The 13,709-nt window shown below is 69.8% G+C and carries 11 protein-coding genes and 1 pseudogene; 7 read left to right on the forward strand and 5 right to left on the reverse strand.

Annotated features, from left to right (window positions below; genetic code table 11):
* Positions 1-434: pseudogene (locus tag VJN29_RS02350) on the reverse strand (hypothetical protein); the annotation flags it as partial.
* A 229-nt stretch (positions 435-663) separates the two neighbouring features.
* On the opposite strand from VJN29_RS02350, the gene glpK reads away from it, so the two are divergent.
* Positions 664-2,172, forward strand: coding sequence for a glycerol kinase GlpK (glpK, locus tag VJN29_RS02355; RefSeq protein ID WP_324141891.1), 1,509 nt, complete (start codon positions 664-666; stop codon positions 2,170-2,172).
* Between the two features lie 52 nt (positions 2,173-2,224).
* Here glpK and tpx read toward each other — a convergent pair whose 3' ends face one another.
* Positions 2,225-2,716, reverse strand: coding sequence for a thiol peroxidase (tpx, locus tag VJN29_RS02360; protein ID WP_324141894.1), 492 nt, complete (start codon positions 2,714-2,716; stop codon positions 2,225-2,227).
* Between the two features lie 74 nt (positions 2,717-2,790).
* On the opposite strand from tpx, the gene VJN29_RS02365 reads away from it, so the two are divergent.
* From VJN29_RS02365 to VJN29_RS02390, 6 genes are all read left to right on the forward strand, one after another.
* Entirely contained in the window at positions 2,791-3,195 is a 405-nt protein-coding gene (locus VJN29_RS02365) for an ankyrin repeat domain-containing protein (protein WP_324141896.1), read from the forward strand.
* The gene (locus tag VJN29_RS02370; protein ID WP_324141898.1) at positions 3,192-3,446 is read left to right on the forward strand and encodes a hypothetical protein; all 255 of its coding nucleotides are present in this window, start codon (positions 3,192-3,194) and stop codon (positions 3,444-3,446) included. Before VJN29_RS02365 ends, VJN29_RS02370 begins: the two co-directional genes overlap by 4 nt.
* Before the next feature lie 47 nt (positions 3,447-3,493).
* Positions 3,494-6,424: an alpha/beta fold hydrolase gene (locus VJN29_RS02375; protein ID WP_414654312.1), complete on the forward strand. Its 2,931-nt coding sequence runs from the start codon at positions 3,494-3,496 to the stop codon at positions 6,422-6,424.
* Positions 6,421-7,311, forward strand: coding sequence for an ABC transporter permease (locus tag VJN29_RS02380; RefSeq protein ID WP_324141902.1), 891 nt, complete (start codon positions 6,421-6,423; stop codon positions 7,309-7,311). Before VJN29_RS02375 ends, VJN29_RS02380 begins: the two co-directional genes overlap by 4 nt.
* Before the next feature lie 211 nt (positions 7,312-7,522).
* Positions 7,523-9,763, forward strand: a complete 2,241-nt coding sequence (locus VJN29_RS02385) for a carbon starvation CstA family protein (protein WP_324141903.1) — start codon at positions 7,523-7,525, stop codon at positions 9,761-9,763.
* Position 9,764: 1 nt separating this feature from the next.
* Positions 9,765-9,986, forward strand: coding sequence for a YbdD/YjiX family protein (locus VJN29_RS02390; RefSeq protein ID WP_324141904.1), 222 nt, complete (start codon positions 9,765-9,767; stop codon positions 9,984-9,986).
* A gap of 167 nt (positions 9,987-10,153) precedes the next feature.
* On the opposite strand, the gene VJN29_RS02395 is transcribed toward VJN29_RS02390, so the two are convergent.
* From VJN29_RS02395 to VJN29_RS02405, 3 genes are all read right to left on the reverse strand, one after another.
* The gene (locus VJN29_RS02395) at positions 10,154-11,731 is read right to left on the reverse strand and encodes a catalase (RefSeq protein ID WP_324141907.1); all 1,578 of its coding nucleotides are present in this window, start codon (positions 11,729-11,731) and stop codon (positions 10,154-10,156) included.
* Between the two features lie 65 nt (positions 11,732-11,796).
* Positions 11,797-12,264, reverse strand: coding sequence for a Fur family transcriptional regulator (locus VJN29_RS02400; RefSeq protein ID WP_324141909.1), 468 nt, complete (start codon positions 12,262-12,264; stop codon positions 11,797-11,799).
* Positions 12,265-12,403: 139 nt separating this feature from the next.
* The gene (locus tag VJN29_RS02405) at positions 12,404-13,654 is read right to left on the reverse strand and encodes a M20 family metallopeptidase (protein ID WP_324141912.1); all 1,251 of its coding nucleotides are present in this window, start codon (positions 13,652-13,654) and stop codon (positions 12,404-12,406) included.
* Positions 13,655-13,709 lie beyond the last annotated feature (55 nt).

The raw sequence follows: 13,709 nt of genomic DNA on the forward strand, positions 1-13,709 counted from the left end.
CGCCGGCCGGCCTCACCGGCCGGCACCGCGGTCGCGGTGGCGATCTCGTGGATCACCAGCTGTTCCACGGTGACCGCGGCCTCGGCCGGGCTCTCCCGGGGCCAGCCATCCGGCAGCTGCGCCTCGTGCGCCGCGTGCTGCTCTCCGATCACGGTGTGCAGCGCGCCGTACGCGGCCACCAGCCGCCCGTCCACCCGCGCCCGCTCCGCCTCCAGTGCCTCGATCTCGGCGACCAGCGCGGCCGCGGCCTGTTCCAACGACAACCCGGCCTCCGCCGGAAGCTCGGCATGGTCCGTCGACAGGTCGCAGCGGATCTCCGTGACCCGGTCTCCCCGCACCAGGTCGAGGGGACCCAGAACCAGTCGCTCGCCGCCGCCCGCGCCGCCGGAGATGACTCGCTCGAGGGGCGACAGGGCGGCGGTGGTCAACGGCACGACGCCCTCCTTCCGATCGTCCCCTGCAGCGCGGCGAGTCCGTGCGGACAAGCCTCGCGAACCACCTCAATTACACCATCTGCGACCCTGCCCGGTCAACGACTGCGAGGCGCGATTCATCCTGAAAATTATTGCAGCGCAAGGAAACTCGCGAACAGCCGCGAGCTCAGCGGCATACCACACACGTGTGACAACGCCACCGCGACGCGACGGACGATACGGTCTGTCAATGGACTACGTCGTCGCGATCGACCAGGGCACGACGAGCACCCGCGCGATGGTCTTCGACCGCTCGGGCAGCGTCGTCGCGAGCGACCAGCGTGAGCACCGCCAGGTCTTCCCGCGGGCCGGCTGGGTCGAGCACGACCCCATGGAGATCTGGGACAACACGAGGGCGGTCGTCGGCGGTGCTCTCGGCAAGGCCAACCTCAGCGCCAGGCGGGTCGTCGCCGTCGGGATCACCAACCAGCGCGAGACGACCGTCGTCTGGGACCGGGAGACAGGCCGGCCCATCCACAACGCCATCGTCTGGCAGGACACCCGGACCCAGGCGATCTGTGACGAGCTCGCCGGCGATGCCGGACCGGAGCGCTTCAAGAAGCAGACCGGGCTGCCGCTCGCCACCTACTTCGCCGGGCCGAAGATCCGCTGGCTCCTCGACAACGTCGAGGGGGCCCGCGCACGGGCCGAGTCGGGGCAGGTGCTGGCCGGCACCATGGACACGTGGATCCTCTGGAACCTCACCGGCGGTCCGGACGGCGGCGTCCACGTCACCGACGTCACCAACGCCTCCAGGACGCTCCTCATGGACCTTCGGACCCTCGCTTGGGACGAGGAGATCGCCGCCGAGATGCGCGTCCCGACGAGCCTGCTCCCGGAGATCCGCTCGTCCTCGGAGGTGTACGGCACCTGCCAGCCGGGCATCCTGCTCGACGTGCCCGTGGCCGGCATCCTCGGCGACCAGCAGGCGGCGACCTTCGGGCAGGCCTGCCTCGAGCCGGGCACCGCCAAGAACACGTACGGCACCGGCAACTTCATGCTCCTGAACACCGGCGAGGAGATCGTCCCGTCCCAGCACGGCCTGCTGACGACCGTGTGCTACCGGCTCGGCGACGCGCCACCGGTCTACGCGCTCGAGGGGTCCATCGCCGTCACCGGGTCCCTGGTGCAGTGGCTTCGCGACAACCTCGGCATCATCGGCGACGCATCCGAGGTCGAGACGCTCGCCGCATCGGTCGAGGACAACGGAGGCGCCTACTTCGTGCCCGCCTTCTCGGGCCTCTTCGCGCCGCACTGGCGGCCGGACGCCAGGGGCGCGCTGGTCGGCCTGACGCGGTTCGTCAACAAGGGCCACATCGCGCGAGCCGTCTTGGAGGCAACGGCATTCCAGACCCGCGAGGTGCTCGACGCGATGAACGCCGACAGTGGCGTCCCGCTCACCGAGCTCAAGGTTGACGGCGGGATGGTCGTCGACGAGACGCTCATGCAGTTCCAGGCCGACCTGCTCGGCGTCGACGTCGTCCGCCCGAGGGTGGCCGAGACGACGGCTCTCGGGGCGGCGTATGCCGCTGGGCTGGCTGTGGGGTACTGGGCCAGTCCCAGCGAGGTGCGGGACAACTGGGGCGAGGACCGGCGCTGGTTGCCCTCGATGGACCCGGCCGAGCGCGAGCGGCTCTACCGCAACTGGAAGAAGGCGGTTCAGCGCACCCTCGACTGGGTCGACGGCGACACCCCCTGAGCGGTGGCCGGGACACGCCGTCCGGCACGGTGTGGGGCGGGCGAAAGACGGCTCAGTTGAGGGCGGCGATCGCCGCGTCGTAGTCCGGCTCCTGCGAGATCTCGGGGACGAGCTCCGTGTGGAGCACCGTGCCCTCCTCGTCGATGACGACGACGGACCTGGCGAGCAGGCCGCGCATGGCACCCTCGGCCAGGGTCACGCCGTAGTCCTCGCCGAACGTCGAACGGAACGCGGAGGCCGCGATGACGTTGCCGAGTCCTTCCGCGCCGCAGAACCGCTTGAGCGCGAACGGCAGGTCCTCGGAGGCGCAGATCACGTGAGTGTTCTCGAGCGTGCTGGCGATCTCGTTGAAGCGGCGCACGCTCTGCGCGCACACGCCGGTGTCGATGCTCGGGAAGATGTTGAGCACGACTCGCGTGCCGTGCTTGAGGGGGACGTCGCTCAGGTCGTCGCCCGCGAGGACGAACTCCGGGGCCACGTCGCCGACGGTGGGCAGGTCCCCGATCGTCTCGACTGGGGTGCCGCGCAGTGCAGTGGTAGCCATGGCTCGTTTGTATCCCGGTTACCCGTCAGTCGCCACCGCGTCCCGGGACCCGGACAGGCTTGTAGTTTGGGGCCATGACAGGTAGTCCCGGCGGCGGGTCGCTCACACCTGAGGAGCAGCGGCGGATCATCGACATAGCGATGGAGCTGGCCCGCACGGGGCAGACGCCCGAGCTGCTCGACTTCCTCGACCACGGGGTGCCCGTCGACATGACGGATGCGGACGGCAACACCTTCCTCATGCTTGCGGCGTACCACGGTAGGGAGGAGACGGTGCTCGCCATGGTCGCGCGCGGCGCCGACGTCAACCTGCGCAACGCGAGGGACCAGTCGCCCGTCGCAGGAGCGATCTTCAAGGGGGAGGACTCCGTCGTGCGGGCCTTGGTGGCAGCCGGGGCGGACCTCGACGCGGGCACACCGACGGCGAGACAGGCGGCTGAGATGTTCGGCCGCAGCCACCTCCTCGAGGGCGAGTCGTGACGCAGCAGGCCAGCAGTCAGGGCGGCGCCGGTCGGCGACTGGTCATCAACCTCATCGGAGCCGTCGGGTTGGTCTTCGGCTTCCTGCCCATGGTCAAGTACCTGCTCGACCTCGACCTGTTCGACTTCACCGTCGCGCCCTACGAGTGGCTGGAGCTCGAGGGTGCGGCGCGCTTCCTGCCGCCTGCGATGGTGCTCGTGACCTGCCTCGTCATCGCATACCTCCTCGAGCGCGGTGCGACAGAGTCGTAGACGCTCGCTCGTTTCACAACGCGGCGTGATGTGATTACCCAATGTCGGTGACTGGGCCCCCCCGCGCACGGGGTGGACTGCGCGCGGGACTGGCTGTCCTGGGGGCCCTGCTCGCCATGGCTGTCGGTGTCGGCTCGGGCACCCCAGCCGCCGGGAGCACGTCGCTCGCGGCGGCTTCGGCGGCGGCGACAGAGAACCTCAAGGTGCCGGTGGGTGCAGAGCCGGACGGCACCGCGGTGACCCTGGACGCCGCAGTGTGGACACCACCAGGTGATGACCGACACCCCGTCGTCCTGCTGGCGCATGGCTTTGGCGGCTCGAAGGACTCCGTGACGACGGAGGCGACCGAGCTGCAGGAGCGCGGCTACCTCGTCGTCACGTGGTCCGCTCGCGGCCACGGCGCGTCGGGCGGTCGCATCCACCTCAACGCCCCGGGGTTCGAGATCGCGGACGCGAAGGCGCTCGTGGACCTCGTCGCGAAGCGCTCGGACGTGCTCCTCGACGCGCCCGGGGACCCCCGGGTCGGGGTCATGGGCGGGTCCTACGGAGGCGCGCTCGGGCTCATGCTCGCCAGCGCCGACGAGCGCATCGACGCCGTCGTCGCGGCGGTCACCTGGAACGACCTCGCCGACGCCTTCTTCCCGCAGTCGGCGGCGACGTCGACCGGTCCGACGCCTGCCGGACGCGAGTCCGTGGACAACCCGGGCCCGTTCAAGCAGGTTTGGGCGACGAACTTCTTCCTCGGCGCCAACGCGAGCATCCTCTCCCTCCCCTCCGTCGGGTCGGACGGCCAGCAGCCGGCCGCAGCGCCGACGCCCCCGGCTTCGTCGAGGGGGCAGAACGTGCCGGACGTCACCACCTGCGGTCGCTTCGACCCGACGATCTGCGCCGGGTTCCTCGATGCCTCGGTGACGGGTGAGCCCAGCGACGGGCTCGTCACCCTGCTGCGGCAGCACAGCCCGAAGCCGACCCTGGGCAAGGTCACCGCGCCGACCCTGCTCGTCCAGGGGATCGCCGACTCCCTCTTCGGGCTGGAGCACGCCGACGCGACGGCGCGGGCCCTCGCCGCTGCGGGGACCCCTGTCGCGGTCCGCTGGAGCGACGGCGGCCACGATGCTCCGAGCACCCGCCAGGCAGAGGAGACCGAGGCGGCCCACGCGTGGCTCGACCACTACGTCAAGGACGGATCCTCGCCCGAGTCCGACCTCCCCGTCGCCGGATTCACCTTCCCGACCCCGGCGAGCCGCCGCAGCCAGCCCGCCGACCTGTGGACCATGCCCCGGTACCCGGGCCTCGACGGCGCCGCGGTCGCGACGCAGCGACTCCCGCTCGCGGCCACGGCCGGAGGACTGCTGCACCCGCCCGGGGGCCAGCCGGCGTCGATGGTCGCCATACCCGGCCTGGCAGCCCTGGGCCTCAACGTGTCGTCGTTCCAGATCGCGGCCCTTCCGGGGCTGTCCACCTACTTCGAGACCGAGCCGGCCCCGCGCAGCGTGACGGTCGCGGGCTCGCCGACGATGACCCTCACCCTGACCTCGGACCAGCCGACGGTCACGCTGTTCGCCTCGCTGTGGCGTGTCTCCGGTGAACAGCCGACCCTGCCGGCGTCTCTCGTCGCGCCGATCCGGGTGCCGGTCACGCCGGGCCGGCCGACCACCGTCACCGTCTCGCTCCCGGCCGCGACCTACGAGATGCCGACCGGGAGCCGTTGGCGGGTCCTGCTGACCAGCACCGAGGCGACCTACGCCAACAGCCGGGAGCCGGCCCGTATCGCCGTCGAGGCGGGCGCCGATCTCACCGTTCCCGTGGTCGAGGCGACGCCGGTGGGCACGTCGGTCGCCGGCACCGACACGGAATCGGCGCTCGCGGGCGGCATCCTCGCCTCGCTCGTCGTCCTCGCTGGGGTGGCGGCGCTGTGGCGCCGGCGGCAGCGCCGGCACGAGGAGCCGCGTCCGGACCTCGCCGATGTCCCGCTCGTCGTCACGGACCTGGTCAAGTCCTATGCAGACGGCCACCGCGCCGTCGACGGCGTCTCCTGGCGGGCAGAGAAGGGCCAGGTCGTCGGACTGCTCGGACCGAACGGCGCCGGCAAGACGACGACGATGCGGATGGTCATGGGCCTCATCGCCCCCAACTCCGGCACGGTCCATGTCCTGGGCCACCCGGTGTCGGCGGGCTCCGACGTGCTGGAACGGGTCGGCGCGCTCATCGAGGGGCCGGGCTTCCTCCCGCACCTGACCGGCCGGCAGAACCTCCAGGCCTACTGGGCCGCGACCGGCCGGCGACCGGAGGACGCGCACGTCGACGAGGCGCTCGAGGTGGCCGCGCTCGGCGGAGCCGTCGACCGGCCGGTGCGCTCCTACAGCCATGGCATGAAGCAGCGGCTCGGCATCGCCCAGGCCATGCTCGGGCTCCCGGAGCTGCTCGTCCTCGACGAGCCGACGAACGGCCTCGACCCGCCGCAGATCGCGGCGATGCGCCCGATCCTGCGCCGCTACGCCGAGACCGGTCGCACCGTCGTCATCTCGAGCCACATGCTCGCCGAGGTGGAGATGACGTGCACCCATGTCGTCGTCATGCACGCCGGCCGGGTGGTCACCGAAGGCCTCGTCGCCGACCTCGTCGACAGCGACGACACGACGATCCTCGACCTCGACCCGGTCGCGGTCGAGTCGGACGAGGACTCGGGCAAGCCATCGCTCCCGAGCCGGCTCGTCGCGCTGCGCGCGGTCGACGGCATCGTCGAGGTCCGGCGTGACACCGAGACCCGGGTCGTGGTCGTGGCTGCCCGCCCGCGGGTCGAGGTCGTCGGGGCAGCCGTCGAGGCCGGCCTGCCCGTCATCGGCGTGAGCAGCCGCCGCCACCTCGAGGAGGTCTTCCTGGGCGTGATCTCGAGCGCGTCCGCGAGTGGCAACGGAGCCGTCGACACCGCCGATGCTTCCCTGATCGAGCGACTCAGGCAGGTGAGGGCACGATGAGTCAGCCGAAGACGAGCGAGCCTGCGCTGGAAGCCGGCTCAGCGGCATACGGCATTGATCGTGTGCGCGAACCGCTGTCCTGGCGGGCCGAGTGGGGACGGCAGCTGGGGAGGCGGCGGACGCTCGTCGCCTTCGGGCTGCTCGCGGCCCTGCCGATCATCCTCGTCATCGCGTTCGCCTTCGGCGACGACGACGGCAACCAGCGCGGTGGGGCGACGACGCGGATCTTCGACCTCGCCCAGAGCGGGGCGGCGAACTTCAGCCTCGTGGTCGTCTTCCTCGCCTCCGAGCTGCTCCTCATCCTCGTGGCGGCGCTGTTCTGCGGGGACGCGGTGCCGAGCGAGGCGTCATGGGCGTCCCTGCGCTACCTGCTCGTTGCGCCCGTGCGGCGCGCCCGGCTGCTCACGAGCAAGGCCGTCGTGGGCATCAGCTCGACAGCGCTCGCCACCATCCTGCTGCCCGCGTGGGCCCTGGTCGTCGGCGGGATCGCCTATGGCTGGGAGCCGCTGACCAACCCGATCGGGGAGAACCTCACCTGGGGGCAGTTCCTCCCGCGGCTCGCCCTGGCCTGCGCCTACATCTTCGTCACCCTCCTGCCGATCGCGTCGATCGCCTTCTGGCTCGGCACGCGGTCGGACGCACCGCTCGCCGCAGTCGGGGGTGCCGTGCTCATCTCGATCCTCGCGAACATCCTCGACCAGCTCGATGCGCTCGACCCGTACCGCAACGCGCTGCCCGGGCACTACAACCGGGCCTGGCAGGATGCCCTGGCGATAGAACCGCAGTGGACCGACATCATCCATGGCACGCTGTGGTCGCTCGTGTGGGCGGTCGCCTTCACGATGCTGGCCTACCGGAGGTTCCGCCGGGTCGACATCCTCAGCTAGGGGGTTGCGTTGGGGAGGGCGGCCGTCCCCAGCCGCGGTGTTCCGCCCGCTCTGACCGGATTGTTACCGCTTGGGCACAATGCCGCGGTATGGCCAACCTGCCCCCGGGGCCCTGGCAGGGGTAGCGTGACGCTCATGACGTCGCCATTGAGGTCGACCGCTCGGCCCTCCTCGGCGCGACACCCCCACTGTGTCCCTGGAGGTTGGGTAGATGAGCAACATCGCGCCTGAACAAGCCGAGCTGCCTCCGGCAGCAGTAGATCCAGAAGTCCTCGAGGAGCATGACCGACGCTGGACCACGCAGAAGATCGTGACCTGGGCCGCGATCGCGCTGCTGGGTGCGGTGTCCTGGTCGATGATCGCGATCTTCCGGGGCGAGACGATCAACGCGATCTGGTTCGTCTTCGCCGCGGTCTGCAGCTATCTCATCGCGTTCCGCTTCTACTCCAGGTACATCGAGCGCAACATCGCGAAACCGGATGACACGCGTGCGACGCCGGCCGAGTACAACGACAACGCCAAGGACTTCATGCCGACGGACCGTCGGGTCCTCTTCGGCCACCACTTCGCCGCCATCGCCGGCGCCGGCCCGCTCGTCGGCCCGGTCCTCGCAGCCCAGATGGGCTACCTGCCGGGCACGCTCTGGATCATCGTCGGCGTCATCCTCGCCGGCGCGGTGCAGGACTACCTCGTCATGTTCTTCTCGATGCGGCGCGGGGGACGCTCGCTCGGGCAGATGGCCCGCGAGGAGCTCGGCATCATCGGGGGCACGGCCGCCCTCATCGCGACGCTCGCCATCATGATCATCATCGTCGCGATCCTCGCGCTCGTCGTGGTCAACGCGCTCGGCGCCTCGCCCTGGGGCGTCTACTCCGTTGGTCTGACGCTGCCGATCGCGCTCTTCATGGGCGTCTACCTGCGCTTCATCCGGCCGGGCAAGGTCATGGAGGTCTCCATCATCGGCTTCGCGCTGCTGATGTTCGCCATCATCTCCGGCCGCTGGGTGGCCGAGTCCTCCTGGGGTGCCGAGCTCTTCCACCTCGACCGCACGACCATCGCGTGGATGCTCATCATCTACGGCTTCGTCGCGGCGGTGCTGCCGGTGTGGCTGCTGCTCGCCCCGCGCGACTACCTGTCGACCTTCATGAAGATCGGCGTCATCTTCCTGCTCGCGATCGCCATCGTCGTGGTCCGGCCCGAGATCAACGTCCCCGCGGTCTCCGAGTTCGCGAGCCGCGATGACGGACCCGTCGTCCCGGGATCGCTCTTCCCGTTCCTGTTCGTCACCATCGCCTGCGGAGCCTTGTCGGGCTTCCATGCCCTCATCTCGTCCGGCACCACGCCGAAGATGGTCCAGAAGGAGCGGCAGACCCGCTTCCTCGGCTACGGCGGGATGCTCATGGAGTCCTTCGTCGCGATCATGGCGCTCGTCGCCGCGATCACCATCGACCGCGGGATCTACTTCGCGATGAACTCCTCGGCGGCGGTCACCCAGGGCACCGTCGAGGGCGCCGTCGCCTTCGTCAACCAGCTCGGTCTCAGCGGGGTCAACCTCACGCCGGACATGCTCACGCAACTCGCCGAGAACGTCGGCGAGGAGTCCGTCGTCTCGCGCACCGGTGGTGCGCCCACCCTCGCCGTCGGCATCGCCACCGTCCTCCACCAGTGGTTCGGCGGCACCGCGCTGATGGGCTTCTGGTACCACTTCGCGATCATGTTCGAGGCGCTGTTCATCCTCACCGCCGTCGACGCCGGCACCCGCGTGGCGCGGTTCATGCTCCAGGACACGATCGGCAACTTCATCCCGAGGTTCAAGGACACCTCCTGGACGGCAGGAGCCTGGATCTGCACCGCGATCATGGTCGGCGGCTGGGGCTACATCCTGGTGCTCGGTGTCACCGATCCACTCGGTGGTATCAACACGTTCTTCCCCCTCTTCGGCATCGCGAACCAGCTGCTGGCGGTCATCGCGCTCTCGGTCGTGATGGCCATCGTCGCTCGCCGCGGGAACTTCAAGTACCTGTGGGTCGTGGTCGTCCCGCTGGCCTTTGCCGCGGTCATCACGATCACGGCATCGATGTACAAGATCTTCTCGCCGGTGCCCGCGGTCGGCTACTGGGCGCAGAACAGCGCCTTCCGTGACGCCCTTGCCGAGGGACAGACGAGCTTCGGCACCGCCAAGACCGTCGAGGCGATGGAGGCCGTCGTGCGCAACACGACGGTCCAGGGCACGCTGTCCATCCTCTTCGTCGTCCTGACCATCATCGTCCTTCTCATGTCGATCATCGCGACCGTGCGGGCCTGGCAGGGGCACCGTGGTGTCAACACCGAGGACCCCTACATCGAGTCGAAGATCTACGCGCCGGCCAGCCTGTTCCCGACACCGCCCGAGCGCGAGCTGGAGGAGCAGTGGGCGAAGGTCCCGGTGACCCGACCGGTGAGGCACCACTGAGATGGCTACTGAGCTGACGGTCAAGCGACTGCTCTCCGGGTCGGTCTCCTCGGCCAGGAGGGTCGTCGCCTACCTCGGGGCCGTCATGGGTGCGGACGCCTACGACCGCTACTGCGCCCATCTCGCGGCTCACCACCCGGACCAGCAGCCCCCGACCGAGCGCGAGTTCTGGCGGGAGCACATGGACTGGATGGAGCGGAACCCCCAGGGCCGTTGCTGCTGAGGACCTGACCGATACGGCACTGCCGCTGGGCTCCCGGCGAGCCCAGCGGCATACGGCCGCCAGACGGGGACCGTGGTCCGCGAAAAGCGCGCCTGACACGAGGAACCCCGCCACTTCGGGACCGTGGTCCCGAAGTGGCGGGGTTCCTGTCTGTCGACTACCCGCGGTCAGAGAACGTCGGCGAAGTCGTCGCGCTCGACCGGCGCACCGTCCACCGGGGCGTTGGCGTTGGCCGCGCCCTTGGCGACGTCATCGGCCTCGGCGGCAGCGGCGTTCAGCGCGTCGATCGCCGCCCGGACGCCCGCGCCGTAGGCCGGGTCGGCCTTGGTGCAGTTGGCGATGTGGCGCTCGATCGTCTCCCTCGAGGCGCCCGAGATGGCGCGGGCGGTGTTCTCGAAGAGGACCTGCTGCTGCTCGGGCGTCATCTTCTCGCGGAAGAGGATGCCGGGCTGCGTGTAGTAGTCCTGGTCGTCCTCCCGGTGGTCGAACCGGTCCGCGGACGGGTCGATCCGCCACGCCGGCTCCTTGTACTGCGGCTGGCTGGAGTAGCGGCCGTAGGAGTTCGGCGTGATCGACGGCGTCCCACCTGCGTCGATCCGCATGGCACCGTCGCGATGCGGGCTGTTCGGGTTGGGAACGGCCTTCGGCGCGTTGACGGGGATCTGGTGGTGGTTGACCCCGAGGCGGTAACGCTGCGCGTCACCGTAGGAGAACAGCCGGCCCTGGAGCATGCGGTCGGGCGAGAAGCTGATGCCCGGCACGATGTTGGCGGGGGAGAAGGCGGCCTGCTCGACCTCGGCGTGGTAGTTCGCCGGGTTGCGGTTCAGCTCCCACTCGCCGACCTCGATGAGCGGGTAGTCGCCCTTGGGCCACACCTTGGTCAGGTCGAACGGGTGGTAGGGCACCTTGAGCGCGTCGACCTCGGGCATCACCTGGACGTAGAGCTTCCACTTGGGGAAGTCGCCCTTCTCGATCGACTCGAACAGGTCGCGCTGGTGCGACTCGCGGTCCTCGCCGATGAGGGCGGCGGCCTCGGCGTCGGTCAGGTTCTCGATGCCCTGCTGGGTGCGGTGGTGGAACTTGACCCAGAAGCGCTCGCCCTCGGCGTTGTAGAACGAGTACGTGTGCGAGCCGAAGCCGTGCATGTGACGGTAGGACGCCGGGATGCCGCGGTCCGACATGACGATCGTGACCTGGTGCAGGGACTCCGGGAGGTTGGTCCAGAAGTCCCAGTTGTTCTCGGCGCTGCGCAGGTTGGTCCTCGGGTCGCGCTTGACGGCATGGTTGAGGTCGGGGAACTGCAGCGGGTCGCGGAAGAAGAAGACCGGCGTGTTGTTGCCGACGAGGTCCCAGTTGCCCTCCTCGGTGTAGAACTTCACCGCGAAGCCGCGGATGTCGCGCTCGGCGTCGGCCGCGCCACGCTCACCGGCGACGGTCGAGAAGCGGGCGAACATCTCGGTCTGCTTGCCGACCTCGGAGAAGATCTTGGCGCAGGAGTACTGCGTGATGTCGTTGGTCACCGTGAAGGTGCCGTGGGCGCCGGAGCCCTTGGCGTGCATGCGCCGCTCGGGGATGACCTCGCGGTCGAAGTGGGCGAGCTTCTCGAGGAACCAGACGTCCTGGAGGAGCATCGGGCCGCGCGGCCCGGCGGTGACGCTGTTCTCGCCGTCCCAGACGGGTGCGCCCGCGACCGTGGTCAGCGGTTGGGTGTTGCCGGGGTCCTGTCGGGGTCCTTCGACAGTCATCGTGTCTCCTCGAATCGTGTTGCGGGTTGAGCTGTGGATGTTGTGGTGGTCGTATGCCGCTGAGCTCAGTCAGCGAGCGTCGCCCGCTTCGCGGGTCGGCCGGGTTGGTCGGGGCCTCCGTGGGCGCGGCAGGTGGGACAGCGGCCCCAGTAGATGACCTCCGCCTCGTCGATCTCGAAGCCGAAGTCGTGCGAGACGTGCAGGCACGGGCGCTCACCCACCGCACAGTCGACGTCGACGATGGCCCCGCACCTGCGGCAGACCAGGTGGTGGTGGTTGTCGCCGACGCGAAGCTCATAGCGGGCGGGGGAGCCGGCCGGCTCGATGCGGCGAACGAGCCCGGCGTCGCTCAGGGCGCCGAGGACGTCGTAGATCGCCTGGGTCGAGACCTTGCCGAGGCTTTCGCGAGCGGCGCGGGCGATGGTGTCGGCGTCGGCGTGCGGGTGGCGCTCGAGCAGCTCGAGGACCGCGACACGTGGCCGGGTGACCCGCAGCTGCGCCTCGCGCAGCATCATCGTCGGGTCACCAGTCATGGCCCCACACAACCAACTAATCTGGAATTGGTCAAGAAAACATGAGATAGATCTCACTTGCCGAGCAGCCCGCCATTCCTGCCCGCAACACACCGGTTATCTTGCGACACACCGGAATCGGATCGCGGTGTGTCGCGATCTATTCGGTGTGTTGCGCGGGGGTGAGGTGCGGCGCAGGAGTGTGGGCGGCGAGACGGCGCAGGGCCACCTCGGCGAGGAAGGCGGCCCCGTCAGGGACGACCGAGTCGTCGAACGCTGCCCGGGGTGAGTGGTTGTCGTCCGCCATCTCGGGATCCCCGGTCGCGCAGGCGCTGAGGTTGAGATAGGCACCCGGCACGTGCTCGAGGACGACCGCCATGTCCTCGGAGCCGAGCTCCGGGTTGGCCATGTCGACCCAGCGATCCGCGCCGAAGAGGTCGAGCAGCGTGTCGCGGGCGTGCTCGAACTCGGCCTCGTCGTTCACGGTCACGGGGTAGGCGCCCGAGGCCCAGCTGATCTCCACCTCCAGGCCGTGCGCACTGGCGATCCCACGGCAGGCCCGCTCGATGTCGGCGATGGCCTGGGTGCGTGCGGCGACGGACAGCGTGCGCAGCGTCCCGTCGAAGACCGCGTCGTCGGGGATGATGTTGTCCTTGGTCCCCGCGGCGAACCTGCCCACCGTGACGACGACCGGGTCGAAGACGTCGAAGCCGCGCGTCACCCTCGTCTGCAGGGCGAGGACCATCTCGCACGCGGCCGGGATGGGGTCGCTCGCCCGGTGCGGCGTCGCCCCGTGCCCGCCCTGGCCGACGACCCGGACGCTGAACTCGTCGGCCGCGGCCATCTGTGGACCAGGTCGTCCGAACCACGTGCCGAGCGGGTGCTCGGCGGAGTAGACGTGGAGGGTGTAGGCCGCGCTGACCGGGGTGCCGCTCGCCTCGAGCAGGCCTTCCTCGATCATCGGCGCGGCGCCACCCGGTGCCTCCTCGCCGGGCTGGAACATGAACACGACGTCGCCCGCGAGCTCGTCGCGCCGCTCGTGGAGGACCCGGGCCGCACCGACGAGGGCGGCCACGTGGAGGTCGTGGCCACACGCGTGCATCGCGCCGTTGGTGGAGCGGTAGTCGACCTCGACCTCCTCGACCACGGGCAGCGCGTCCATGTCGCCGCGCAAGAGGACCGAGGGTCGCGGTCCGTCGTCCGGCGCCGCCCCACCGCGCAGCACCGCCACGACCGACGACAGGGCGCGCCCGCGGGTGATCTCGAGGTCAAGGCCGTCCAGCGCCTCCAGCACGGTGGCCTGGGTCTGGGGAAGGTCCAGCCCGATCTCGGGGATCTGGTGCAGCCGGCGTCGGAGCGCGACCAGATCGGGCGCCAAGGACTGGGCGATCTCCAGGCTGCGTGTGCTCATGCCCGTCACCCTATTGACCGTCGCCACGATGCCAGCCCTGTTCGCGACGCGGTCA

This window comes from Intrasporangium sp., assembly GCF_035280925.1.
GTDB lineage: Bacteria > Actinomycetota > Actinomycetes > Actinomycetales > Dermatophilaceae > Intrasporangium.

Bases quoted from the DNA above. Each gene is read 5' to 3' on its own strand.
- glpK (WP_324141891.1), top strand. From the start codon at position 664: ATGGACTACGTCGTCGCGATCGACCAGGGCACGACGAGCACCCGCGCG.
- tpx (WP_324141894.1), bottom strand. From the start codon at position 2,716: ATGGCTACCACTGCACTGCGCGGCACCCCAGTCGAGACGATCGGGGAC.
- VJN29_RS02365 (WP_324141896.1), top strand. From the start codon at position 2,791: ATGACAGGTAGTCCCGGCGGCGGGTCGCTCACACCTGAGGAGCAGCGG.
- VJN29_RS02380 (WP_324141902.1), top strand. From the start codon at position 6,421: ATGAGTCAGCCGAAGACGAGCGAGCCTGCGCTGGAAGCCGGCTCAGCG.
- VJN29_RS02385 (WP_324141903.1), top strand. From the start codon at position 7,523: ATGAGCAACATCGCGCCTGAACAAGCCGAGCTGCCTCCGGCAGCAGTA.
- VJN29_RS02390 (WP_324141904.1), top strand. From the start codon at position 9,765: ATGGCTACTGAGCTGACGGTCAAGCGACTGCTCTCCGGGTCGGTCTCC.
- VJN29_RS02395 (WP_324141907.1), bottom strand. From the start codon at position 11,731: ATGACTGTCGAAGGACCCCGACAGGACCCCGGCAACACCCAACCGCTG.
- VJN29_RS02400 (WP_324141909.1), bottom strand. From the start codon at position 12,264: ATGACTGGTGACCCGACGATGATGCTGCGCGAGGCGCAGCTGCGGGTC.
- VJN29_RS02405 (WP_324141912.1), bottom strand. From the start codon at position 13,654: ATGAGCACACGCAGCCTGGAGATCGCCCAGTCCTTGGCGCCCGATCTG.